Source organism: Bradyrhizobium sp. CAR08, assembly GCF_052871955.1.
In genome coordinates this window covers 43,710-67,391 of the sequence record NZ_JBIXJX010000010.1, presented here as the reverse complement: position 1 = coordinate 67,391, position 23,682 = coordinate 43,710, and the positions used below count along the sequence as shown (strand labels likewise).

Genomic DNA, 23,682 nt, shown 5'->3' with positions numbered 1-23,682 from the left:
GTGCGGAGTTTCACTCCGCAGCCACCATCTGCTGCGTGCGCCACTGGCCGAGCAGGGCGCGCAGCGAAGCCGGCTTGACCGGCTTGTTGAGCACCGCAACCTTTTCGTCGCGCGCAGCCATTTGCACGGCGGGGCTGCGGTCGGCGGTGATCAGGATCGCGGGGATGCCGTCACCGAAGCGGCGGCGGATGTCGCGGATCGCGGCGATGCCGTTGCCGCGGTCGAGATGGTAATCGACCAGCAGGCCGGTCACGCGGCGGCCCGCAGTCTCGATTGCGGCGATCGCGGCCTCGGGATCGGCGACCGCGATCACCTCGGCGTCCCACGCCTTCAGCAGCGTGCGCATGCCGTCGAGGATCGCGGCGTCGTTCTCGATGCAGACGATCAGGGTACCCGAGATCGAGGTCCGTGCGAGCGGCGTCGCACTGGTCACGGCCGCGGTGTGAGTGATCGCCTTCGCCGTCGGCACCGTCACGGAAAACACCGAGCCGCCGCCGACATTGGAATCGATGGCGATGTCGTGCTTGAGCACGCGCGCCAGCCGCTCGACGATCGACAGGCCCAGGCCGAGGCCGCGGGCAATTCGCGCGCCCTGCTCCAGGCGGTGGAATTCCTTGAAGATCTCGCCGCGCTTGACCGTCGGGATACCGACGCCGGTGTCGTAGACGCAGATCTTCAGCGTGGCGCCGCGGCGGCGGCAGCCGACCAGCACGCGCCCGCGTGGAGTATATTTGATCGCGTTGGAGATCAGGTTCTGGAGCAGCCGCCGCAGCAAGAGACGATCCGACTCGACGGGCAGCGAACACGGCACGAACACGAGCGCCAGATTCTTCGCGCGTGCGATCGGCGCGAACTCGATCTCCAGCGAGCGCATCAGATCGGCCATCTTGAAGCTCGAGATCGAGGTCGTCATCGCGCCGGCGTCGAGCCTGGAGATGTCGAGCAGCGCGCCGAGAATTTCCTCGATCGCCTGGAGCGATTCGTCGATGTTCTCGACCAGCCGTGTCTCCTCGCCGCTGTGCTGACGCTCGACCAGGCTCGTGACATAGAGCCGCGCCGCGTTCAGCGGCTGGAGAATGTCGTGGCTTGCGGCGGCGAGAAAGCGGGTCTTGGAGATGCTGGCGTCTTCGGCCGCGCTCTTGGCCAGCGCCAGCTCGGAATTCAGCCGGGTCAGCTCCTCGGTGCGGTCGCGCACCCGCTTTTCCAGCGTCGCATTGGCCCTCTCCAGCGCTTCGGCCGCCTCGAACGTGGGCGTGACGTCGGTGAAGGTAATGACGAAGCCGCCGCCGGGCATGCGGTTGGTCAAGATCTCGATCACCATGTGGCGGTCGGGCAGGCGCTCGAGATAAGGCTCGCCGTCGGTGGTGTAAGCCACCAGCCGGCGCTCCAGCATGGCCTCGCGCTCGATCGGATCGGCCGGCTCGCTCACGCCCATGAATTCCAGGATTTCACGCAATGGCGTGCCGAACTGGATGAAATGCGGAGGAACGTTGAGGAGATCGCCGAACTGCCGGTTGGAGCAGATCAGTTGCAGATCGGCATCGAACACCGCGATGCCCTGGCGCACATGGTTAAGCGCGGTCTGGAGGATCTCGCGGTTGAAATGCAGCGCCGCATGGGAATCGTCGAGCAGTTTTAGCGCAGCCTTGGCGGAGACCGTCCGTTTGCGCAGCAGCAGCGACATTACGAGACGCGAGGAGGCTGCGCCGATCGAGGAGGCGATCAGGTGCTCGGCGTGCTGCAGCAGCTCGAAATCGGCGGGCGCCCCGGACTCCAGCCGCACATTGCGCCGCGCGGATAAGGCGTCGAACGAATGCCGCGCGCGGTCAGGCCCGAGATATTGCGCTACCGTGGTCTGGATGTCCTGCACCGTGACCGTGGTGCGCCAGCGGCGGAAATTCGGGGAAATCGGCGCGAGCGTGTTGGGGACGAACAGATCGGCCTGGACCAGCTCGATCGAAGACGGCCGGCGCGCCAGCGACAGCAGCACGTAGGTGAGGATGTTGAGCGACAGCGACCAGACCACGCCGTGCATCAGCGGCGGCAAATCGGCGCCGAACAACGCCTGCGGCCGCAGCGCCTCGATCCCGAACGGGCCGTGCTGGAGCAGCAGGATGCCCGCCGTCGAGGTATCCATGAAGCTCGGGATGAAGAGCGTGTAGAGCCACACTGCGAAGCCGACCAGCATGCCGCCGATCGCGCCGCGCGCGGTCGCGCGCCGCCACAGCAGTCCGCCGAAGAAGCTTGGTGCAAGCTGGGCGATGGCGGCAAAAGACAGCAGGCCGATCGCCGCGAGCTGGGTGTTGCCGAGCGCGCGGTAGTAGAAATAGGCCATCACCATGATGGCGAAGATCGCGAGCCGGCGCGAACGCAACAGGAAGTCGCTGAAATCGGCGCCGCCGGTGCGCCCCTCCGGCCGTCGTTGCAGCACCAGGGGCACCACGAGGTCGTTCGAAACCATGATGGAGAGCGCGACGCATTCGACGATCACCATCGCGGTCGCCGCCGACAGCCCGCCGACGAAGACGGCGACGCTGAGCAGATCCGCGCCGCCCTCCATCGGCAGCGCCAGCACGTACATGTCAGGATCGGCGGCGCCGAACGGGAAGCTGACGAGGCCGGCGAGTGCGATCGGGATCACGAACAGATTGATGGCGACGAGATAGAGCGGAAACAGCCAGCGCGCGCGACCGACCTCGGCGTCCGAGGAATTCTCCACCACGCTGACGTGGAACTGGCGCGGCAGCAGCATGATCGCGCACAGCGACAGCAGCGTCATGGTCAGGAAGTTGCCGATCGACGGCGAATAGTTGATGACGCGCACCGCCTCCGGTGTCTTCATCGCGCGCTCGATCAGTTCGTGCGGCGAGAACATCCAGAACGTGACGAAGATGCCCGCAGCGAGGAAGGCGACGAGCTTGATGATGGATTCGGTTGCGACCGCCAGCATCAGGCCGTGCTGGTGCTCGGTGGCGTCCGTCTGCCGCGTGCCGAACAGCACCGCGAAGGCCGCCATCGCCAGCGTCACGATCAGCGCCACGTCGCCGATGATCGGGATGTGGGAGAAGGCCTGGTCTTCGCTCAGGATGGTTTCGAGCGAGGAGGCGACCGCCTTGAGCTGGAGCGCGATGTAGGGCACCGAGCCGATGATGGCGATCAGCGCGACGGTTGCCGCCACCGCCTGGCTCTTGCCGTAGCGCGCGCCGATGAAGTCCGCGATCGAGGTGATGTTGTGGGCCTTCGCGAGCTGGATCACGCGGCGCAGCACGCCGGCTCCGAGTCCGATCATCAGGATCGGGCCGACATAGATCGCGAGGAAGTCGGTGGAGGTGCGGGTGGCGAAGCCGACCGAGCCGAAGAAGGTCCAGGAGGTGCAGTAGATCGCCAGCGACAGCGGATAGATCAGCCCCGAGGCGCGGCCGCGCCCGGCCGGCGAGCGGCGGTCGCCATGGCTCGCCACCAGGAACAGAAAGCCGATATAGCCGAAGGCGGCGGCGATCACGCCCCAATCGTGCAGCATGGCGAGCGTGCTTCTCCCGGGGCGCGCGCTGGCCGCGCCCGATCTCATTTTCCCTGTAAATCTAGCGCGTTGGACGGGTGGAGGCGACAGCGAAATGCCGTGCCACGGCGGGAACCGGAGGTTGTCGTTAAGCGGCTGCCTTAAAGCTGCGCTGCTTCTGGCTCCCCGAGAGAGTCCCCGCGTGGTACCCCCCTCCCTGACCCTCCCCCACAAGGGGGAGGGAACGGAGAGACCGTCCGCGTTGCAGGAAATTCGAGACCGACCGCTACGCTGTGGGGCTCCCCCGACGTAAGGGAGGCGCAACTCTCTCGCTCCCTTTCCCCCTGTGGGGGAGGGTGGGGGGGGGAAGCTCCGGGACGGTGAAACTTAGATCGAAAGAGAAGGCGAAGAAGCCTATTCCGCCGCCAGCGACTTCTCGCGGAGCGGCAGACCCAGGCGGTCCCACACCTGCAGCAGGGCTTCGGCGAGTTGATCGATCAGGCCGTCGTCGTGATAGGGCGAGGGCGTGATGCGCAGGCGTTCGGAGCCCTTGGCGACCGTCGGATAGTTGATCGGCTGGATGTAGATGCCGTGCCGTTCGAGCAAGAGGTCGGAAGCCTGCTTGCACTTCTCGGCATCGCCGATGAACAGCGGGACGATGTGGGTGTCGCTCGACATCACCGGCAGGCCGGCGGCGTTGAGGATCGCCTTGACCCGGGCGGCGCGGTCCTGGTGACGCTCGCGCTCCCAGCTTGACGTCTTCAGATGCTTGATCGCGGCGGTCGCGGCCGAGCAGATCGCCGGCGGCAGCGCGGTGGTGAAGATGAAGCCGGGCGCATAGGAGCGCACGGCGTCGATGATCTGACCGTTGGCGGCGATGTAGCCGCCGAGGCAGCCGAACGCCTTGGCAAGCGTGCCTTCGAGAATGTCGATGCGATGCATCACGCCGTCGCGCTCGGCGATGCCGCCGCCGCGCGGGCCGTACATGCCGACGGCGTGGACCTCGTCGACATAGGTCATCGCGCCGTACTTCTCGGCGAGGTCGCAGATCTTGGCGAGCGGGGCGATGTCGCCGTCCATCGAATAAAGACTCTCGCAGGCGATCAGCTTGGGCCGGCTCGGGCCCGCAGCCTTCAACAGCGCTTCGAGATCGGCGAGGTCGTTGTGGCGGAACACGACCCGCTCGCAGCCGGACTGGCGGATGCCCTCGATCATCGAATTGTGGTTGAGCTCGTCGGACAGGATCAGGCAGTTCGGAATGAGCTTTGCGATGGTCGCGATGCCGGTCTGGTTCGAGACGTAGCCGGACGTGAAGAGCAGCGAGGCTTCCTTGCCGTGGAGATCGGCGAGCTCGGCCTCGAGCTGCACCAGCGGATGATGCGTGCCGGCGATGTTGCGGGTGCCGCCGGCGCCGGTGCCGACGCGGGTCGCGGTCTCGACCATCGCGCCCACCACCTTCGGGTGCTGGCCCATGCCGAGATAATCGTTGGAGCACCAGATCACGACGTCGCGCTTGCCCTTGGGCGAGTGCCAGAGCGCATGCGGGAACCGGCCGGCAATGCGCTCGAGATCGGCGAACACGCGGTAGCGCCGCTCGGTGTGGAGACGATCAAGGGCGGAATTGAAAAACTGGGCGTAATCCATCGTCAAACCTGCAGCGGAACCGACCAAAGACCCGCATATCCTTAGAGCTTTTCCAGCTCCAATGTCTATGCGCTATCCCACATTTGGACCTGCGGGGGTTTGGGCAAAATGCCCTATCGTGCGATTTGAAACTTGATCCGGATCAAGTTCGCGCGAGATGCAATGTTGCTCTGCACCATTCGCTGAATTGAAGTCAGCGCTCAGGTCGTCCTGAACTGCAACACGCCGTCCTGCGTCTCGGCCGTCAGCCGGCCCTCGACGATCATGTAATTGACGTGGGCGACCAGTTCGCCGGCAGCGAAACCCATCTGATGTTCGTCCAGAACGTGCTTGTTGAACACCACGGGCACCAGGGCGCGCGAGGTCTGCGGCACCTCGCGGCAGGCTTCCGCGATCAGGCGGCAGCGCTCCTCATGGTGATCGGCGAGCTGCTTGATGCGGGTCTTGAGCCCGTAGAACGGCACGCCGTGGCCAGGCAGCACCAGCACGTCATAGGGGAGAGTCGTGGTGAGGCTGGCGAGCGAGGCCAGATATTCGCCGAGCGAGTTCTGGTCGGGTTCGACCGCCCACACGCTGACGTTCGGCGAGATCTTGCTCAGCACCTGGTCGGCCGAGAGGAACAGCTTGTCGTCTGCGCAGTACAGCATCACCTGGTCGAGTGCGTGACCGCCGCCGGTGATCACCTTGAAGCGGCGCGTGCCGATCACGACGTCCTCGCCATGCGAGATGCGGCGGTAGGACGGCGGCAGCACCGAGACGCGCTTGAGATAGTCCTGACCGCGGCCGAGCAGTTTTTCGGTGAGCGACTCGTCCATGCCATGGCGGCGGAAGAACAGCCGCTGCGCTTCCTGCCGCTCCTCGGTGCCGCGGTTCTGGTGATAGACCGATTGCAGATATTCGACCTGCGACATCACGAGCGGGCAGTTGAACCGCTCGACGATCCACCCGGCCAGACCGACATGATCGGGATGGGAATGGGTCACGATCAGGCGCGTGATGTTGACGCCCTTCAGCGGCCCGTCGAACAGCTTCGTCCAGGCTTCGATCGTCTCCTCATTGCCGAAGCCGGCATCGATCATGGCATAGCCGTCACCATCGGCGAGCAGGTAGATGTTCACATGGTTGAGGCGGAACGGCAGCTTCAGCCGCGCCCACAACACGCCTGGCTTCACCTCGACGACCTGTTCGGGGCCGGGATGCTGTTCCCAGGGATAGCGCAGGGCGTCGGCGGAGGACTGCACGGTGTCGGTCTTTGCGTTCATCCTACCGGCTTAAACCCGCCCGTCACGGCGCGCCAGCCGAAAAAGAACGCTGGCGCGGCCTGCATAGCGGTCATTCCGGGCTACGGAACGGCGCCTTACGCAGCCCGCATGTTGTTGAGGAACGCGTCGATCTCTCCGCGCAGCATGTCGGCTTCGCGGCGGAGCGCGTCGGAGGCGCCGAGCACTTCGTTCGCCGCTGCGCCGGCTTCCGCCGAAGCCGTGGAGACGCCGACGATGTTGCTGGAAACCTCGCTGGTGCCACCGGCCGCATGCTGGATGTTGCGGGCGATCTCGCGTGTCGCCGCGCCCTGTTCCTCGACGGCGGCGGCGATCGTCGTAGTGACGTCGTTGATCTCGCCGATGATCCGGCCGATGCCCTGGATGGCGCCGACCGCCGACGTCGTCACTGACTGCATGCTGGCGATCTGGCTACGGATCTCCTCCGTGGCCTTGGCGGTCTGGCTCGCGAGGCTCTTCACCTCGGAGGCGACCACCGCGAAGCCGCGGCCGGCTTCGCCCGCGCGCGCCGCCTCGATGGTGGCGTTGAGCGCCAGCAGATTGGTCTGCGAGGCGATGGTCTGAATCAGGTCGACCACCACGCTGATGCGGCTCGCGCTGTCGGCGAGGCTCTGCACGGTGGCGTCGGTCGCGCCCGCTTCGTCGACCGCCTTCCTGGCGATCGCGGCCGAGGTGACGACCTGCTTGCTGATTTCCTCGATCGAGGACGAGAGCTGCTCGGTGCCTGACGATACGGTCTGCACGTTGACCGAGGTCTCTTCGGCTGCGGAGGCAACCGCGTTCACCAGCGCATTGGACTGGTCTGCCGTGGTCGACATGCTCTGCGCGGTCGATTGCATCGAATTGGCCGACTGCGCGAGATTGTCGAGTGCGGAGCGCACCGTACTCTCGAACCCGGCGATCTTCGCCTCCATCTGCGCCGCACGCTCGGCCTTGGCGATGCGATCCCTGTCCTGCTCGCTCGCAAGCGCCCGGGCTTCGATCATGCTGTCGCGGAACACCGTCAGCGTTTCCTTCATCGCGCCGATCTCGTCGTTCTGCCGGGAGCGGACGATCTCGGTGTCAAGGTCGCCGGCCGAGAGCAACTGCATGGCGCGTTGAAGCTCGCGAATGCGGCGCAGGATGTTGCGGCCGACATAGAGCCAGACGAACAGCGCCGAGCCGACCAGCGTCAGTGCGCCGAGCGCCAGCATCGCGGTGGTCGCGAGCGAGATCTCCTGCCGCGCCTGGAAGGTCGACGCGTTGGTCTCCTTCTGCACACCCTCGACCAGCTGCTGCACGCTGATGCCGAGGCCGACATTGAGCTTGCGGGTCTCGTCCAGGATGGTCTGGCCGTAGTCGATGGCGTCGAGCTCCTTCTGGCGGATCTTGAACACGCCGGACTTGCCTTCGCCGAAGGCGAGCAGCTTTTGCACGGTGTCGCGCACCGCTTGCATCGAGGCCATGTTCGGCAGGTCCTCGAGGTTCGACTTGACACGGTCGCGCGTCGCCTTGAACTCCTTCTCGATCGCCTCCAGCGTATCGCTGTTGTTGGCCGACAGCGCCGCCATCATGTCGGCGGCCATCAGATTGCCGTTGGCGGAGATGGTCGCGACCTGGGAGACGGTGCGGGCGGCTTCGGTGGCATCGTCAGCGGAAACTTCCGCCGCACCGAGGATCGCGTTCAGACGCGTCTGCGCATCCAGCATGGCAGGACCGGCCGCACCGACGAAGGTGAGCTGCGCCTTGCGGAGTGCTTCATATTGCTTGTCATGCAGCGCGCCGGTATCGAGCCGCTCGCGCGCGGCTGACACCAGGCTCTGGGTCGCCTCGTCGATGCTCTTGGCGGTGTCGCGCAACGCGGTTGCGATCTGCTTGTCGGCGCCGAGCTCGATGATCTCGCCAAGCTTGGCCATGGCAAGCTGCTGGATCTCCTGCACCTTCTTGGTGCGTTCGTTCAGCGCCTCGTCGGACGGCGACGCCAGCAGGCCCGGCCCCTGCGCCGCGAGCGTTGCGCTTTGCGATGCGAGTTGAAGGCTTGCGGAAAGGCGCGGGATATCGCGGCCGCTCAGGTCCACCATAGTGCTGCCGAGATGGTTGAAGACGAAGCCGGCGCCGGCCGCGATCACGAGACCCATGCCCGCGATCACTGCGAAGGCCGTGAACAGGCTGCCGCGCACGCCCCATGTCGGCATTTTGAAACGAGGCCGGATACCACCAAGCAAACGGCCAAGGCCCAGACGGATCGCCATCGAAATTCCCCCACGCATGATCTTTATGTTTTCGCGGCGGAGTATCCTCGGGGCAGGTTAAAAAATCGCAAGTTGCTCAATTGGTTGCGTTGCGTTCCGCACAGCGAAAAAAGAAGGGCCGGCAACGATGCCGGCCCTTCATCATGATAAGGCTTTGATAACCGTTCAGTAGCGCGCGACCGCCGAGTTGGCCCAGTTGAAGCGGTAGTTGACGCCCGCCTTGATGGTGTGGTCGTCGGTGGTGAAGTTGCCGGTTCCCGCCAGCGGGCCCGCGGTGAAGTGGGCGTCGCCGAAATTGTAGTACTGGTACTCGGCCTTGGCTGACCAGTTCGGCGCGAACATGTATTCGAGGCCGGCGCCGACGGTGTAGCCGTTGCGGTGGTCGCCGCTGATGATGAAGCCGGTCGGCACGCCGCCGACGGTCACCTTCTCGTTGTTGTCGGAATAGGCGTAGCCGCCCTTCACGTAGAGCAGGCCCGGACCCCAGGTGTAGCCGACGCGGCCGGTGATCGAGCCGAGACCGCGCTGGTCGTTGGTGTAGGCGACGCCGCCTGGGAACACCGCGCCGACGCTGCCGGAGAGCCAGGAATACTGGCCTTCGACGCCGACAACGAAGTTCGGGTTGAACTGCCAGTCCGCACCGGCCTGCAGACCGCCGAGGAAACGGCCGTTGCCGTTATTGCCGGTGGAGAGGCCGCTGAAATTGTTGTCGCTGGAGAACGCGCCGCCGACATGGCCGCCGATATAGAAGCCGGTCCAGTTGTAAATCGGGGCGGCATAGGCGGGCGCGGGCGCCTTATAATAGTTGCGGTTACCGAGATCGGCACCGACCGCCGGTGCGGCAGCGCCCACCACGAGCAGCGCAACGGTTGCAAACAGAATCTTCTTCATCGTCCAAACTCCAACACTTAGGTCCCCGGCAGGCGCGCTTTCCGCGCCGTCGTTGGTTCTGCAGATAGCTCGCTTTTGACGAAAATGCTGTCACATCCGTGGCACAGAGGCAGCCAACCTAACTTATTGGACTGTAAATGATTTTCGTGCTTAATGTCGGCTTAAGAAGTGGTGAAGGAAGGCTTAACTCGACGCTGTCAGGGTAACTTGCGCGCGCATCTCGTTAACCAAGACGGCGCCGCGCCTCATCGCGCATCTGTTCGCGGAATGCAGCGCGCTTTGCGGGCCGGTCTTCCTCGCGCACGTCATGACGATCGAAGACGTCGAACTTCTCCAGGATCGGATAGCGCTCGCTCGCCATCGCGAGCACGCGCAGCACCTTGGTCGCCGACGGTGTCGGGCCGCTCACTTCCCAGCGCCGGATGGTGTCGGCGCCGCCCTTCTCGGGCAATCCGCAAAGCCGGGCCATGTCGGCCGCGGTGAGCTTGCGCTCGAGGACGTCCGAGAGATCGTTGCGGAGTTGCTTCAGTTCGGGACCGGTCATATCGCCTCAATACGCGAAGTCGATGAGGTGAATGCACTAGCGCTGATTCGGGTCCATCCGAAGGCGAGGCACGCGAGCGGGCGGGCGTGCTAGTCGTGCGACCGCTCCCGGCGCCTCCGCCCGCGCACGGAGTTATGAACGGCTGCCTATGGAAATCCGCGGCTGAATGAACAGATGGCAAGGGGCCCGCAGCGAATGAAGGGATCAGCCATGACAAGCATCAAACCCGCCATTGCCGCCCTAGTCACCGTCGGGTTGCTTGCCGCGCCGATCGCGGCTGAGGCCAAGAAGCACCGGTCAAGCCGAGCTTACAGCACCGGCGTGGTGGCTCCGAGCTATGGGAGCGCCGGATCGTTGGCAGCACAGCCCAGAGCCTACGGGTCGAGCGGACAGTCGGTCGGGACGGTCACGGCGCCGTCGGTCGGTACGTATAACTGGCCGTCGGTCGGCGTGACCAACGCAGTCCCGACCTGGAGCAACACCAACCCGCCGGTCAGGTAGGCGCGCCTGTCCGGCGAGCCAATGCCGGTCACCCTGTGACGGTCGCAAGGCCAAAGAAGATGATAAAGTGCGACCAGCAATGATCATGGCGGTGGACCAGACATTGCGGATCGTTCAGGGAGAGCCCGTCCGATCCTAAATTCCCCGCCCGGCCTGTTGGCCGATCACGCAGCGCCAGCCGGCGAGGCGCTCGGCCGGATGCTGGTTCATCCATTCGGCGAGCTGCGGCGCGCCCATCAGGCACGATTGCATCGAGACGTCGGCGAAGTCGGATGTGGTGACGGTCTGCTCATGACAGTTCGCTGGAGAGGCGAGGTTGCAGAGCACGGCGATGATTTTGATCACGCGAGGTTGCCCCCGTCGCTGCGACGTGCGGAGGCTCCGCCTGATCTCTCGCTCATCGGATCAGTCGGCGGGAAGATGCTGTCGTAGATCGCGCGCGCTTCCTGGATGAGGCGAATGCGCTCGCGCTCGGATTTCGAGACAAACTGAATAATCTGGCCCATGTCGGCTCCAATTAGATCTTCAATCCACCATCACATGATGGAAATCATTTCATGCGGATGTGGGGTGGCGGCTTCGGCTTTGCAGCCATGCGGGCGGTCACGAGGGATAAAAAGCCCGTGACTATTCCGTTCCTGAGGTGGAACGGGGTACCTTCAGCGATGCACCGATCTCACGGCGCATCTGTTCGGCGGGGACCGCTTCGTAACATCGTGATGAAGAGTTGAGCCCACGGGATGATGGCACTGCGGCACATTTTCTCGCGCGTGGAGTTGTAAGATCACTCAGTGCACGGGCGCCTCGAGGAACGGCATTGCGAGTGAGAGACAGCGCCCGAAAGGACCAGCCATGACAAGAACAAAACGCACCATTGCTGCACTTATTGCTCTCGGATTGGCCGCCGCGCCACTTGCTGTAAACGCACAAACATCGGGGACGGGTACACCAGGCAGCACGAGCGGACGCACCGGAGCGCCGGTGCAGCAAGGGACCATCGGAAGTTCCGGGCAGACCGTCGGGACCGTGACGGCGCCGTCGATCGGAACGTCCAACCAGCCCTCCGTCGGCGTAACAAACTCAGTCCCCACCTGGAACAACACGAATCCTCGAACGAAGTAGAAACCGCGGTCGGCTGACTTACGCCGGCGCGCGCTCTCTCTGCCCCGGGACTGCTGCGAGCAATTCGCGTGTATAGGCATGCTCGGGCGCGGCGAACAGCTGCGCGGTCGGCTTCAGCTCGACGATGACGCCGCGCTGCATCACGGCGATGCGGTCACAGATTTGCGCTGCGACTCGCAGGTCGTGGGTGATGAACAGCATCGAGAGGCCGAGGCGGGCCTTGAGGTCTTCGAGCAGCCTTAGGACCTGCGCCTGCACGGAGACGTCGAGCGCGGAGACGGCCTCGTCCGCGACGATGATCTCGGGCTCGAGCGCGAGCGCGCGCGCAATGCCGATGCGCTGGCGCTGGCCGCCGGAGAATTCATGCGGATAGCGTTCGAGCGCGCCGGCATCGAGCCCGACCATCTTGAGGAGATCGCGGGCGCGGTCGAACGCCACTTTCGGATCGGTGCCGGCCGCGATCGGGCCGTCGGCGATGATATGACCGACCTTGCGGCGCGGATTGAGCGAAGCGAACGGATCCTGGAAGATCATCTGGATGCGAGGGCGCTCGGCGCGTAGCGCCTTGCCCGCGAGCTTTGTGAGATCGGTCTCGCCGATCCGCACGGTGCCGCGGTCGGCCTCGATCAGCCGCATCACAAGGCGGGCCACCGACGATTTGCCAGAACCGGATTCGCCGACCAGGCCGAGCGTCTCGCCTTTGAGGATGTTGAAATTAACCCCGCGCGCGGCATCGACGCGGCGGTCCTCGCGAAACCAGCCGCCCGAGGTGACGTAGGTCTTGTCCAGTCCGATCACCTCGACCGCCTTGGCCTGGTCGTCCAGGGGGCTGCGGGCGGGTGGGTCCATCGAGGGCACGGCGGCGAGCAGCGCCTTGGTGTAGTCGTGTTGCGGCGCGTTGAAGACCGCCGAGGCGGGGCCTTCCTCGACCACCTTGCCATGGCGCAACACCACGACTTGGTCGGCGATGTCGGCGACCACGCCGAAATCATGGGTGATGAACATCACCGCCATGTTGCGATTGCGCTGGAGGTTGCGGATCAGTTTCAGGATCTGCGCTTGCGTGGTGACGTCGAGCGCGGTGGTCGGCTCGTCCGCGACCAGCACCGCCGGTTCGAGCGCGAGCGCCATCGCGATCATGGCGCGCTGGCGCTGGCCGCCGGAGAGCTGGTGCGGATAGGCGCGCACGATGCGCTCGGGGTCGGGGAGGCCGACTTCGCGCGCCAGCGATAGCGCCTTTGCGCGCCGCTCCCTCGGCGTGAGCAGCCCGTGCGCCTCGAACATCTCCGCCATCTGGTCGCCGATCCGCATCAACGGATTGAGCGCGGTCATCGGTTCCTGAAAGATCATCGCAAGCCGGCGGCCGCGCAGATCGCGCCAGCATTCGTCGTCGAGTTTGAGCAGGTCGCGTCCTTCGAACTGGATCTCGCCGGAGGTGACGGTGACCGTGTCCGGCAACAGGCCCATCAGCGCATGCGCGCACATCGACTTGCCGGAGCCGGATTCGCCGACCACGCAAACGATCTTGCCGGGCCGCAAATCGAGCGAGATGCCGTCGACCGCGAAGGGACGCTCGGCGCCCTTGGGCAATGCGATCCGCAGATTCTTGACGGAGACGGCGGGCGGTGCGGTCATGATCAGCGGCCCTCCCGCGACAGCCGCGGATTGAGCGCGTCGTTGAGGCCTTCGCCGATCAAATTGAGCCCGAGCACCGAGATCAGGATCGCGACGCCGGGAAACACGGTGATCCACCAGGCCTGGCGGATCACGGTGCGGCCGGCACCGACCATGTAGCCCCAGGAGATCAGATTGGGATCGCCGAGGCCGAGGAACGCCAGCGAGGATTCCAGCAGGATCGCGGTCGCCACCATCAGCGAAGCCAGCACGATCACCGGCGACAGCGTGTTCGGCAGGATTTCGCGCAGGATGATCCAGGTGTTGCTCTGGCCCGTGACCACCGCGGCCTGGACGTACTCCCGCGTGCGCAACGACAGCACCTCGCCGCGGACGAGGCGCGCGACCGGCGGCCAGCTTACCAGCGCGATCGAGGCGACGATCGAATAGATCGAGGGCTGCAGGATCGCGACCAGGACGATCGCGAGCGCAAAGCTCGGAATGGTTTGGAAGAACTCGGTGAAACGCATCAGGGCGTCGTCGACCCTGCCGCCGAAATAGCCGGCCATGGCGCCGATCGGAACGCCGACGACCAGCGCAACCAGGGTGGAGACCATGCCGACGAGCAGCGAGACGCGTGCGCCGAAGATCATGCCGGCGAACACGTCGCGGCCGAGTGCATCGGTGCCGAGCGGCACGGTCGCGAGCGTGAACGGCGGCAGGAACGGCCGCTGCACCATGCGCCAGGGCGAGTTCGGGAACAGCATCGGACCGAACAAGGCGACTGAGATCGCAAGGAGCAGGATGATGAGCCCGATGACGCCGCTCGGGCTCCTCAACATCGATTTCCAGAACTGTTTCATGTGGAGAATTCGATGCGCGGGTCGACCAGGCGATAGACCAGGTCGGTGATGAGGTTGAAGATCAGGACAATGGCGGAGCAGATCACGAAGACCCCGAGCAGCAGATTGTAGTCGCGCTGGAGCAGGGCGTCGTACATCAGGCGTCCGATGCCGGGCCAGGCGAACACGGTCTCGGTGATGACGGCGCCGCCGATCAGGGTGCCGGAGTGGACTCCGGCGAGCGTCACGACGGGCAGTAGCGCGTTGCGCAGGACGTGGCGACGCTGGATCACGGCGTCGGACAGGCCTTTGGCGCGCGCGGTCTTGACGAAGTCGAGACGCTTCACTTCGAGCATCGAGGCTCGCGTCATGCGCGTATACGTCGCCATAAAAAACAGGCCGAGCGTCATCGCCGGCATAATCAGGTGCCTTGCGACGTCGACCACATGGGCAGGGCCGGAAAGGTTGGCGCCGACCGTCTCGTAGCCGAAGCTCGGCAGCCAATCCATGGTGACCGAGAACAGCAGGATGCTCATGAGCGCCACCCAGAAGATCGGCATGGCGTAAAAGATCAGCGCAAAGACGGTGATCGCGGTGTCGAGAAAGGTTCCGGCAAAGCGCGCGGCGAAGGTGCCGAAGAGAATGCCGAGCACGAGCGAGATCGCGAAGGCCGTCAGCGTCAGCAGCAATGTCGCCGGCAGCCGCTCGCCGATCAGCTTCGCGACCGGCGCCTGCTGGCGGAAGGAGAAGCCGAGGTCGAGGGTCAGGATGCCCTTGACGTAGATGAAGAGCTGCTCGGGCAGCGGCTTGTCCAGGCCGAACTTCTCCCTGAGCTGCTGGACGAAGATCTGGTCGCTGGCGCCGGCCTCGCCCGCCATCACGACGGCGGGATCGCCGGGCGCGAGCCGGATCAGGAAGAAATTGAGGACGACGATCGCAAGCAGGACGATCACGCCCTTCGCGACACGCTGAGCGACAAAGGAGAGCATCTAGAGGATCATATCGGTGGTGTGACCTGGAGCGACAGAGACGGAGCGCCCACCTCTCCCCGCAAGCGGGGAGAGGTGACGGAGGTAGCCCTCACTTGTCGAGCCATGCATCCTTGAAGCCGTCGTTGACTCCGATCCCGGTGGTGATCAGGTTCTTGACCTTGCAGCGCATGATGGTCGGGAATTGCAGCTCGAGCATCCAGGCCACCGGCACGTCCTCGACCAGGATCTTCTGCGCCTTCTCGTAGATCTCCTTGCGCTTGGAGTCCGGCGTTGCCACCGCGCCCTCGGCGAACAGCTTGTCGATCTCAGCGTTGGAGTAACCCTCGACGTTGTTGAACACCTGGCCCTTGGCAATCGCGCTGGAGACGTAATTGCGGCCGACGCCGAGCGCGGGGTCGCCGTACTGGTAGAGGTAGGTGAAGGCGATGTCGTAGTCCCAGTCGCCGATCTTCTGGTTGCCGCCGGCGACGTCGGTGGCGATGGTCTCGATGTTCATGCCGACGTCCTGGAGGTTCTGCTTCACGGCTTCACCCCAGCGCTGCCAGGTCTCGCCATAGGCGAGCGGCAGAAGGCGGATCTTCTCGCCCTTGTAGCCGGCTTCCTTCAGCAGCGCCTTGGCCTTGGCGGGATCGTAAGGGTACTTCGGCACGTCGTCGGTGTAGTATTTGATGGTCGAGGCCGACGGGCCGGTTGCGACCTTGCCGAGCCCGTTCCAGATCACGTCCTTGGCGAACTCGCGGTCGATCGCAAACATGACCGCCTGCCGCACCCGCTTGTCGGCGAGCGGACCCTGCCGGTTGTTGAGCCACAGCCAGGCCAGCGGCGAGAAGAACTCCCAGCCGGCGCCGGTGACGCAGGTGTCCTTCAGCTTGGAGAGCCGGGGCACGTCGAAATTCTCGACCGAGCCGCCGGGCAGCACGTCGACCTTGCCGGTCTCATACGCCACCGAGCGCGCCGCGGCATCGGGAATGATCTGCCAGTAGATCTCGTCGAGATAGGGCTTGCCCTTCTCGTAATAGTTCGGGTTCTTGACCAGGCGGATGAAAGAGCCCTTCTGCCATTCCTTGAACATGAAGGGGCCGGTGCCGACAGGGGCGTTATTGTAGGGATTGGTCTTCCAGTCGGTGCCTTCATAAAGATGCTTGGGTACCATCGGCATTGAGCCGACCTCGAAGATGCCCAGGAACGGGCCGAACGGCTGCTTCAGCGTGAACACCACCGTGTAGTCGTCGGGAGCCTCGACCTTGTCGACCTGCGCCAGATTGTTGCGGGCACGCGCGTGGGTCTGTTTCAGCATCTCGAGCGAGAACAGCACGTCGGCGGCGGTGAAGGGCTTGCCGTCATGCCAGGTCACGCCCTTCCTGAGCTTGAATGTGTAGGTTTTTGCGTCCTCGCTGACACTCCAGCTCTCGGCGAGCTCGGCCTGCGGTTCGAGCTTGGGGCTGTAGCGAAGCAGGCCTTCGAAAATGTTGCCCGACACCATCTGCACCGGGCCGTTCTGGACCATCGCCAGCATCAGGCCGGGCGGCTCGGGCTGAATCACGGCATTGATCGCTCCACCCGCTTTCGGGTCTTGCGCCAGCGCCGGGGCCGCGAGACCGCAAGCCAGGAGGACACCAAGCAACACTCGTTTTGACATGTCGTATCTTTCTCAAGCGAGACCAGCCGCAAACGCTTCGCACGTCATGGCGCGCAAAGCTATGGCCGGCCCATCCCAGTCCCCATCCGGGATCGAGGCTCACACAGTCTCGTTCGGCGCCGCAAGATGAAAGTCTCGACAGTGTTCGCACAAAAAATGTACAGCGCGTCCTGTTATGGCGTTTGGCAGCCAATCCGGCGCCGCAGCGCCGCGCGATCCGTCCATCTGCGCCGCAAGCGCGACGCGGACCCGGCGTGAGGATCGTCTAGCGCAAGCCCGCCCGCCGGAATCCTTCCAGATAGTGCTCGCGGTCGGCCTCATTGGCCCATGGCAATTGCGTCGAAATCCAGTGCAGCGAGATGTTGGGCTGGGTGCGGCGGAGCTCGCCCAGCGCCATCTCCCCAAGCACGCCGTCTCCGGTCATGCCGGCAGAAACCGCGAGCACGCGGTAGGCGCCGGTAAGGTCGCCGCGATGACGGATTGCCTCGCGCGCGAGCGCGATGGCCTCGGCATAGCGCCGCTCGGTGAAGCGGGCATAGCCGGCGATGCCGTGATAGATCGCCAGGGATGGATCGCGCGGCGACAGCCGCATTGCCCTCTGCGCTGCCTCGAATGAATCCTTCGGCCGCCCGGCATAGGACAGCGCCAGTGCGTAATAGCCCTGCGCCAGCGAGAAGTTCGGATTGAGTGCGAGCGCCTGCTCGAACTCGGACAGTGCGTCGGCAAGTCTTCGCGTCGAGAAGTAGACGCTGCCGAGCGCGGCGTGCGCCCAGGCATCCTCATGGTCGCAGCGCACCGCGGCGAGCGCGGCGGCTTCCGCCGCTGGCGCCACCATGGCAAGCTCGGCCCAGCCGAGATGCACGCCGAACATGTGGTTCGCCGCGAGCACCGACAGCGCCTGGCCGTAGTTCGGGTCGATCCCCACCGCGCGTTCCAGCAGCGCCCGTGCGGTCTCGTGATCCCGCCGCGTCACGCGCCAGTAATGCGACAGCGCCCGCATCAGGAGATCCCAGGCATCCAGGCTCGCGGGGGGCTTGCGATGGGCGCGAAAACTTTCCGCCGCATGGATCTGCGGCTCGATCGCCGCAGCGATCGCATTCGTGATCTCGTCCTGCACGGCGAACACGTCGACCAGCTCGCGGTCGTAGCGCTCGGCCCAGAGATGGCTGCCCGTCGTGGCGTCGTTGAGCTGCGCGGTGATGCGCACCCGGTTGTCCGACTTGCGCACGCTGCCTTCGACGACGTAGCGGACGCCCAGTTCCTCGGCAATCTGCCGGATGTGGACCGCGCGTCCCTTGTAGGTAAAGGACGAGTTGCGGGCGATCACCATGAACCAGCGCTGCTTCGACAGCGCGGTGAGGATGTCCTCGCTGATGCCGTCGCCGAAATAGTCCTGTGCGGGATCGCCGCTCATGTTCTCGAAAGCGAGCACCGCGACCGCCGGACGGTCCGTCAGGACGCGCGGCAGGGCAGCGACGGGCTGCGCGGGCGCAGTCGTGGCTGCCACTTCTTCCCGGACTTCGCCGACGAAACGAAAACCCTTGCGCGGAATGGTCTTGATCAGCCGCTGGCTTGCGCCATCGTCGCCGAGCGCCTTGCGGGCGGCGTTGATCCGGCTGTTCAGGGCGGAATCCGAGATGATCCGATCGCTCCAGATCTGGCTGATCAGGTCATCCTTGCTGACCACACGCGTGCGCTGCGCCACCAGATAGAGCAGGAGATCGAACACCTGCGGCTGCAACGGCACAGCGGCTCCGCTGCAAGTGAGTTCCCGCAGGTCGCCGTCGAGCACGTTGTTTTCAAAGCAAAATCGCACGTTTTTGTCGTCTCAAGCAAAAATCAAAGTCGTCTCAGGCGAAAATCAACCGTCCGCGAAAGTCTTGGGACCTCCGGTGCGGCATGGTGCAGCGACCAATGAAGTGCCGGCGTTTTGGCACAACGGAGCTGTTTATGACCCAAATTGATCATCAGGTTCATCCTATCGGCCCGGTTGCGGGCTCACGCATTTTCAAGTTCATCGCCTTTCTGTACGGAATTGCGGCGTATCTCGTGTTTTTCATCACCATTCTCTACGCCATCGGTTTCGTCATGGGGCTGGTGGTGCCGAAGACCATCGATACCGGGACCGACACGCCCGTGGCCGAGGCCATCATCATCAATCTGCTCCTGATGGCCCTGTTTGCGGTCCAGCACAGCGTAATGGCGCGCCGGCAATTCAAGGCCTGGTGGACGCAGTACGTCCCCAAGCCGGTCGAGCGCAGCACCTATGTGCTGTTTGCGAGCCTGTCATTGCTCCTCCTGTTCTGGCAGTGGCGTCCGCTGCCCACGGTCATATGGGACGTCGCGAATCCGGATATCGCTGTGACGATCGTCACGCTGTCGCTGGCGGGCTGGGTCCTGGTGTTCACCTCGACCTTCATCATCAATCACTTCGAGCTGTTCGGCTTGCATCAGGTGACCAATCATCTCGTCGGCAAGGAGGCGTCGCCGCCGCGATTCAAGACGCCGCTGCTCTACAAGTTTGTCCGTCATCCGATCTATCTCGGCTTCATCATCGCGTTCTGGGCGGCGCCGGTCATGACCGCGGGCCATCTGCTGTTCGCCGCCGTGACCACGGCCTACATCTTCGTCGGCATTGCGCTGGAGGAGCACGACCTCGTCGATCTCTTCGGCGACGAGTACCGGCAGTACAAACAACGGGTGTCGATGCTTATTCCCTGGCGCAAGTCGGTATAGCTTGCGCGTCGTTCCGTCGCGTCCGCCGAAAGGAGGATGCGCGGCGGCGCCGAGGCGCGTAACGGATCGTGCCGGACGCAACCTTCAACGTTTCTCGGGGTGAATCCCCCTCACCCCGACGCTATCAGTGCGAGCAAAGCTCGTCGCGACCCCGCATTCGTTTTTGCCGAGTTCTCGGCAAACAGGAGCGGGGGGAGGAATCTAAACCATCATCAACGGAGACGACCTAATGAAACATGTTGGAAACTGCTTCTGTGGCGCAGTCACGATCGAGGTCACAGGTGCACCGGAGGCGATGGGCTATTGCCATTGCAGCTCGTGCCGCTCGTGGTCGGGCGGTCCGGTGAACGCCTTCAGCCTGTGGAAGCCCGAAGCCGTGCGCATCAGCGAAGGTGCAGAGAATGTCGAGACCTTTGCGAAGACGCCGCTCAGCCAGCGCAAATATTGCAAGAAGTGCGGCGGTCATCTCATGACCAACCATCCGCCGCTCGGCCTGATCGACGTCTTCACTGCCACCATCCCCACCCTCGCGTTTGCACCAGGCGTCCACGTCAATTACGCCGAGACGGTGCTGCCAATGCGCGACGGACTGCCCAAGCTCAAGGATTTCCCGGCCGAATTCGGCGGCAGCGGCGAGATGATGCAGGAGTAGCGGCGCCCTTCTCCTCTCCCGCAAGCGGGAGACGAGAAATTAGCTACCTCATCCCCGCGCGCCGCAATCCCTCGAGATAATGCTCGCGATCCTCGTCCCGCAGCATCGGCAGCTCGCGTGTGATCCAGGCCAGCGAGATGCCGGGCTGGGCGCGGCGCAAGCCTTCCAAGGCGGAAGCCGCGCGCGCGGAATCCCCTGACATACCGGCGGCGGCCGTCAGCACGCGATGCGCGCCGACGAAATCGGCGCGCTGCCGCATCGACTCGCGCGCCATCTGTGCGGCGCCTTCGTAATCGCGGCCGATGAACCGGGCATAGGCCGCGACGCCGCAATAGATTGCTGCGAGCGGGTCGCGCGGGCTCAGCCGCAGCGCGCGGCGCGCCGCGACATCGCCGTTCTGCCATCGTCCCGCGTAGCACAGCGTCACGCCATAGAAGGCGTGCGCCATCGCAAAGTTCGGATTGAGGTTCAGCGCCAGTTCGAACTCCGCCAGCGCGTCGTCGAAGCGGCGGCGGAATAGATAAGCATACGCCAGACCATGATGAGCCCAGGCATCTTCGCGATCGGCCTCCACCGCCGCGAGCGCGGCGCGCTCGGCGACCGGCACGGTCGGGGCCATGTCGGACCAGCCCATATGCGCGCCGAAGATGTGGCTGGTTGCGAGCAGGCCGAGTGCCTTGCCATAGGCGGGATCGAGCGCGACGGCCTCTTCGAGCAGTCCTTGCGCGGCGGCATTGTCCTCGCGGGTGATGCGCCAGTAATGCGACAATGCGCGCATCACAAGGTCCCAGGCATCCAGGCTTCCCGGCGGCTTCTGCTGGGCGCGAAAACTCTCGGCGGTATAGAGCTGCGGCTCGATCGCGGCGACGATCGCCTCGGTGATCTCGTCCTGCACCGCGAAGATGTCGGCAAGCTCGCGGTCGTAGCGTTCGGCCCAGAGATGGCTGCCGGTCGAGACGTCGTTGAGCTGCGCGGAGATACGCACGCGATCGCCGCTCCGCCGCACGCTGCCTTCGAGCACGTAGCGCACGCCGAGCTCGCGCGCGACCTCGTTCATGTGCACCGCGCGGCCCTTGTAGACGAAGGAGGAGTTGCGCGCGATGACGAAGAACCAGCGCAGCTTCGACAGCGCGGTGATGATGTCCTCGCTGATTCCGTCCGAGAAATAATCCTGCTCGCGGTCGCCGCTCATGTTGGTGAAGGGCAGCACCGCGATCGCGGGGCGGTCCGGTAGCGGCAGCGGGGCCCGTAGAAGCTTCGCTTCGAAATCGGATTCCGGCGCGGTTGCCCCACGCTTGGTTTCGACGTCGCCGACGAAACGAAAACCTTTGCGTGAGATGGTGCGGATCAGCGCCTGGCTCGCGCCGCTGTCTCCGACCGCCTTGCGTGCCGCATTGATCCGGCTGGTCAGCGTGGATTCGGAGACGCTGCGCCCGTGCCAGATCTTGTCGATCAGCTCGTCCTTGCTGACCACCCGATCGCGGTTCTCCATGAGGTGGACGACGAGATCGAAGACCTGTGGCTCCACGGCAACGGGAACCTGCTCGCGGCTCAGCTCGCGCAAGTCGGTATCGAGCAGGTGATCCCGGAACAGAAACTGCACGTCGAAAACTCAGATCTCAAGGCAACATCGGGCAATAATGAAAGCAAAACGGATTTCGGCTGATGTCTGTGAGTCCGCCGAGGGGCCTGCCCGGTTCACCACGATCGCGTGATGGCAGGCATGCAGTTTACGGGGAGGAATGCAATCTGGATTAGAATAAAGCCGTTTCGGCCGGATTGTCGCGATTTCCTCACGTCGTTGCGAGCGCAGCGAAGCAATCCAGCCTGTCGCCGCGGAGACAGCGTGGATTGCTTCGTCGCAAGGGCTCCTCGCAATGACGGTGTTGAGGCAATGGCGTGCGGCAGCTGCCCACGTTGTCCTGGCCTTCGCGACGGCATCGAATGTGTGACGAATAGTGAATGTCCATTGCCGAACAGTTCCGTGTGCGTAAAGCTGCCCTCACACAAAACACCAACCACGAAGAAACGCCCATGCCCGCTTTTCATGCCTCGACCACCGTGCTGGATTCCATGCTGTTCCGCGATGCCTTCGGCACGCCGCAGATGCGGGAGGTGTTTTCCGATATCGCGACGGTCGCGCGCTATGCCGAGGTCGAGGTGGCACTGGCGAAGGCGGAAGCGAAGTGCGGGGTGATCCCGCAGGAGGCGGCCGATCAGATCGCGGCGCGGACCGATGCTGCCGCGCTGGATTTCGATCTGTTGCGGCAGGAGACCGATGTCGTCGGCTATCCGATCCTGCCGCTGGTGCATCAGATGGTGAAGCAATGCGGCGATGCCGGCCGCTACGTGCATTGGGGTGCGACCACGCAGGACATCATGGACACCGCCGTGGTGTTGCAACTGCGCGCAGGGCTTGAGATCGTCGAACGGGACATCGCGGGCTTGCGCAAGATCCTCGCCGATCTATCGAGGCGCTACCGCGACACGCCGATGGCGGGCCGCACCCATCTCCAGCAGGCGCTGCCGGTCACCTTCGGCTACAAGACCGCGATCTGGCTCGCGATGTTCGACCGCCACGCCGAGCGGATCAGTGAGTTGAAGCCGCGCGTCCTGGTCGGTCAGTTCGCCGGCGCCGCCGGCACGCTGGCCTCGCTCGGCGACAAGGGGTTCGAGGTGCAGGAAGCGCTCTGCGCCGAACTGAGGCTCGGCGTCCCCGCTTCGACCTGGCACGTCGCACGCGACGGTTTTGCCGAGGCCGTGAATTTCCTGGCGCTGGTCACCGGCTCGCTCGGCAAGATCGCGCTCGACATCATGATCATGGCCTCGACCGAATTCGCCGAGGTCTATGAGCCCTTTGTCAAGGGACGCGGCGCTTCCTCGACCATGCCGCAGAAGCGCAACCCGATCTCCTCGGAACTGATGCTCGCGGCGTCCAAGGCGGTGCGCCAGCATGCCGGCCTCATGCTGGATGCCATGGTGCAGGATTTCGAGCGCGCCACCGGGCCCTGGCACGCCGAATGGATGGCGATCCCCGAGAGCTTCGTGCTGACCGCCGGCGCGTTGCACCAGGCGAAATTCGCGCTCACCGGCCTCATCGTGGACGAAAGCAAGATGAACGAGAATCTCGCCGTCAGCCGCGGTCTGATCGTGGCCGAAGCTGTCATGATGGGGCTCGCGCCGCAGATCGGACGGCAGGAGGCCCATGACGTGGTCTATGATGCCTGCCGGCTCGCCAATGAGAAAGGTCTTACGCTGGCGGACGCGCTGTCTTCCGACGCCCGCGTCTCTGTCAGAATCGACCGTGCCACGATCGAGGCGCTGACATCACCGAAAAATTACCTCGGCCTTGCTCCCGCCATGGTCGACCGGGTGCTGAAATCGGCAACGCGTTGAAAACCAAAATGCGCGAAACTGCGTATCTTTGGGGTGTCGCAAGGCACTCGCGCACTTGTGTCTCGCGATGCTAGACTTAAATTGAGCAAGAGACGTTCG

19 protein-coding genes are annotated in these 23,682 nt (G+C 64.4%); 5 read left to right on the top strand and 14 right to left on the bottom strand.

What is annotated here, in order from left to right; translation table 11 throughout:
- Positions 1-10: 10 nt before the first annotated feature.
- From ACIPUD_RS21540 to ACIPUD_RS21515, 6 genes are all read right to left on the bottom strand, one after another.
- A complete protein-coding gene (locus ACIPUD_RS21540; protein WP_204513211.1) occupies positions 11-3,520 on the bottom strand; it encodes a PAS domain-containing hybrid sensor histidine kinase/response regulator in 3,510 nt (1,169 codons plus the stop codon).
- A gap of 393 nt (positions 3,521-3,913) precedes the next feature.
- Entirely contained in the window at positions 3,914-5,143 is a 1,230-nt protein-coding gene (hemA, locus tag ACIPUD_RS21535; protein ID WP_085349285.1) for a 5-aminolevulinate synthase, read from the bottom strand.
- Positions 5,144-5,343: 200 nt separating this feature from the next.
- Positions 5,344-6,405, bottom strand: a complete 1,062-nt coding sequence (locus ACIPUD_RS21530) for an MBL fold metallo-hydrolase (RefSeq protein WP_446481509.1) — start codon at positions 6,403-6,405, stop codon at positions 5,344-5,346.
- Between the two features lie 95 nt (positions 6,406-6,500).
- The gene (locus tag ACIPUD_RS21525) at positions 6,501-8,654 is read right to left on the bottom strand and encodes a methyl-accepting chemotaxis protein (RefSeq protein ID WP_446481508.1); all 2,154 of its coding nucleotides are present in this window, start codon (positions 8,652-8,654) and stop codon (positions 6,501-6,503) included.
- 165 nt (positions 8,655-8,819) lie between these two features.
- Positions 8,820-9,545, bottom strand: a complete 726-nt coding sequence (locus tag ACIPUD_RS21520; protein ID WP_204513213.1) for an outer membrane protein — start codon at positions 9,543-9,545, stop codon at positions 8,820-8,822.
- A 223-nt stretch (positions 9,546-9,768) separates the two neighbouring features.
- On the bottom strand, positions 9,769-10,089 hold the full coding sequence (locus ACIPUD_RS21515; protein WP_007599476.1) for a hypothetical protein: 321 nt from the start codon (positions 10,087-10,089) through the stop codon (positions 9,769-9,771).
- A gap of 210 nt (positions 10,090-10,299) precedes the next feature.
- Here ACIPUD_RS21515 and ACIPUD_RS21510 point away from each other — a divergent pair, with 210 nt between their 5' ends.
- On the top strand, positions 10,300-10,590 hold the full coding sequence (locus tag ACIPUD_RS21510; RefSeq protein WP_018458165.1) for a hypothetical protein: 291 nt from the start codon (positions 10,300-10,302) through the stop codon (positions 10,588-10,590).
- Between the two features lie 135 nt (positions 10,591-10,725).
- Here ACIPUD_RS21510 and ACIPUD_RS21505 read toward each other — a convergent pair whose 3' ends face one another.
- Both ACIPUD_RS21505 and ACIPUD_RS21500 read right to left on the bottom strand, forming a co-directional pair.
- Complete coding sequence (locus ACIPUD_RS21505) at positions 10,726-10,935, bottom strand: hypothetical protein (protein WP_007605116.1); 210 nt, start codon at positions 10,933-10,935, stop codon at positions 10,726-10,728.
- Positions 10,932-11,096, bottom strand: coding sequence for a hypothetical protein (locus ACIPUD_RS21500; RefSeq protein ID WP_446481507.1), 165 nt, complete (start codon positions 11,094-11,096; stop codon positions 10,932-10,934). Before ACIPUD_RS21500 ends, ACIPUD_RS21505 begins: the two co-directional genes overlap by 4 nt.
- A 346-nt stretch (positions 11,097-11,442) precedes the next feature.
- Here ACIPUD_RS21500 and ACIPUD_RS21495 point away from each other — a divergent pair, with 346 nt between their 5' ends.
- Positions 11,443-11,712 (top strand): hypothetical protein, encoded by a 270-nt coding sequence (locus tag ACIPUD_RS21495; protein ID WP_083926507.1) that lies wholly within the window; start codon positions 11,443-11,445, stop codon positions 11,710-11,712.
- An 18-nt stretch (positions 11,713-11,730) separates the two neighbouring features.
- Here ACIPUD_RS21495 and ACIPUD_RS21490 read toward each other — a convergent pair whose 3' ends face one another.
- The 5 genes from ACIPUD_RS21490 to ACIPUD_RS21470 form a co-directional block, all read right to left on the bottom strand.
- Positions 11,731-13,347, bottom strand: coding sequence for an ABC transporter ATP-binding protein (locus ACIPUD_RS21490; protein WP_204513214.1), 1,617 nt, complete (start codon positions 13,345-13,347; stop codon positions 11,731-11,733).
- A gap of 2 nt (positions 13,348-13,349) precedes the next feature.
- Positions 13,350-14,189 carry an ABC transporter permease gene (locus tag ACIPUD_RS21485; protein WP_018458168.1) on the bottom strand — a complete coding sequence of 280 codons (840 nt, stop codon included), beginning with the start codon at positions 14,187-14,189 and terminating at the stop codon, positions 13,350-13,352.
- Positions 14,186-15,157 (bottom strand): ABC transporter permease, encoded by a 972-nt coding sequence (locus tag ACIPUD_RS21480; protein WP_446481506.1) that lies wholly within the window; start codon positions 15,155-15,157, stop codon positions 14,186-14,188. Before ACIPUD_RS21480 ends, ACIPUD_RS21485 begins: the two co-directional genes overlap by 4 nt.
- Before the next feature lie 91 nt (positions 15,158-15,248).
- Positions 15,249-16,799 carry an ABC transporter substrate-binding protein gene (locus ACIPUD_RS21475; RefSeq protein ID WP_026233516.1) on the bottom strand — a complete coding sequence of 517 codons (1,551 nt, stop codon included), beginning with the start codon at positions 16,797-16,799 and terminating at the stop codon, positions 15,249-15,251.
- Between the two features lie 265 nt (positions 16,800-17,064).
- The gene (locus tag ACIPUD_RS21470) at positions 17,065-18,615 is read right to left on the bottom strand and encodes a winged helix-turn-helix domain-containing tetratricopeptide repeat protein (protein WP_026233517.1); all 1,551 of its coding nucleotides are present in this window, start codon (positions 18,613-18,615) and stop codon (positions 17,065-17,067) included.
- A 134-nt stretch (positions 18,616-18,749) separates the two neighbouring features.
- On the opposite strand from ACIPUD_RS21470, the gene mddA reads away from it, so the two are divergent.
- Both mddA and ACIPUD_RS21460 read left to right on the top strand, forming a co-directional pair.
- Positions 18,750-19,535, top strand: a complete 786-nt coding sequence (gene mddA, locus ACIPUD_RS21465; protein WP_018458172.1) for a methanethiol S-methyltransferase — start codon at positions 18,750-18,752, stop codon at positions 19,533-19,535.
- A 229-nt stretch (positions 19,536-19,764) separates the two neighbouring features.
- Positions 19,765-20,187: a GFA family protein gene (locus ACIPUD_RS21460; protein WP_026233518.1), complete on the top strand. Its 423-nt coding sequence runs from the start codon at positions 19,765-19,767 to the stop codon at positions 20,185-20,187.
- 43 nt (positions 20,188-20,230) lie between these two features.
- On the opposite strand, the gene ACIPUD_RS21455 is transcribed toward ACIPUD_RS21460, so the two are convergent.
- Positions 20,231-21,790 (bottom strand): winged helix-turn-helix domain-containing tetratricopeptide repeat protein, encoded by a 1,560-nt coding sequence (locus ACIPUD_RS21455; RefSeq protein ID WP_018458174.1) that lies wholly within the window; start codon positions 21,788-21,790, stop codon positions 20,231-20,233.
- Between the two features lie 431 nt (positions 21,791-22,221).
- Between ACIPUD_RS21455 and pcaB the strand changes: the two genes are divergently transcribed.
- Complete coding sequence (gene pcaB, locus ACIPUD_RS21450; RefSeq protein ID WP_446481505.1) at positions 22,222-23,583, top strand: 3-carboxy-cis,cis-muconate cycloisomerase; 1,362 nt, start codon at positions 22,222-22,224, stop codon at positions 23,581-23,583.
- The last annotated feature ends 99 nt before the right edge of the window (positions 23,584-23,682 follow it).

Coding starts and splice junctions, on each gene's coding strand:
- mddA (WP_018458172.1), top strand. CDS start 18,750: ATGACCCAAATTGATCATCAGGTTCATCCTATCGGCCCGGTTGCGGGC.
- ACIPUD_RS21510 (WP_018458165.1), top strand. CDS start 10,300: ATGACAAGCATCAAACCCGCCATTGCCGCCCTAGTCACCGTCGGGTTG.
- ACIPUD_RS21525 (WP_446481508.1), bottom strand. CDS start 8,654: ATGGCGATCCGTCTGGGCCTTGGCCGTTTGCTTGGTGGTATCCGGCCT.
- ACIPUD_RS21520 (WP_204513213.1), bottom strand. CDS start 9,545: ATGAAGAAGATTCTGTTTGCAACCGTTGCGCTGCTCGTGGTGGGCGCT.
- ACIPUD_RS21495 (WP_083926507.1), top strand. CDS start 11,443: ATGACAAGAACAAAACGCACCATTGCTGCACTTATTGCTCTCGGATTG.
- pcaB (WP_446481505.1), top strand. CDS start 22,222: ATGCCCGCTTTTCATGCCTCGACCACCGTGCTGGATTCCATGCTGTTC.
- ACIPUD_RS21540 (WP_204513211.1), bottom strand. CDS start 3,520: ATGCTGCACGATTGGGGCGTGATCGCCGCCGCCTTCGGCTATATCGGC.
- ACIPUD_RS21490 (WP_204513214.1), bottom strand. CDS start 13,347: ATGACCGCACCGCCCGCCGTCTCCGTCAAGAATCTGCGGATCGCATTG.
- ACIPUD_RS21475 (WP_026233516.1), bottom strand. CDS start 16,799: ATGTCAAAACGAGTGTTGCTTGGTGTCCTCCTGGCTTGCGGTCTCGCG.
- ACIPUD_RS21530 (WP_446481509.1), bottom strand. CDS start 6,405: ATGAACGCAAAGACCGACACCGTGCAGTCCTCCGCCGACGCCCTGCGC.
- ACIPUD_RS21460 (WP_026233518.1), top strand. CDS start 19,765: ATGAAACATGTTGGAAACTGCTTCTGTGGCGCAGTCACGATCGAGGTC.
- ACIPUD_RS21480 (WP_446481506.1), bottom strand. CDS start 15,157: ATGCTCTCCTTTGTCGCTCAGCGTGTCGCGAAGGGCGTGATCGTCCTG.
- hemA (WP_085349285.1), bottom strand. CDS start 5,143: ATGGATTACGCCCAGTTTTTCAATTCCGCCCTTGATCGTCTCCACACC.
- ACIPUD_RS21500 (WP_446481507.1), bottom strand. CDS start 11,096: ATGGGCCAGATTATTCAGTTTGTCTCGAAATCCGAGCGCGAGCGCATT.
- ACIPUD_RS21515 (WP_007599476.1), bottom strand. CDS start 10,089: ATGACCGGTCCCGAACTGAAGCAACTCCGCAACGATCTCTCGGACGTC.
- ACIPUD_RS21485 (WP_018458168.1), bottom strand. CDS start 14,189: ATGAAACAGTTCTGGAAATCGATGTTGAGGAGCCCGAGCGGCGTCATC.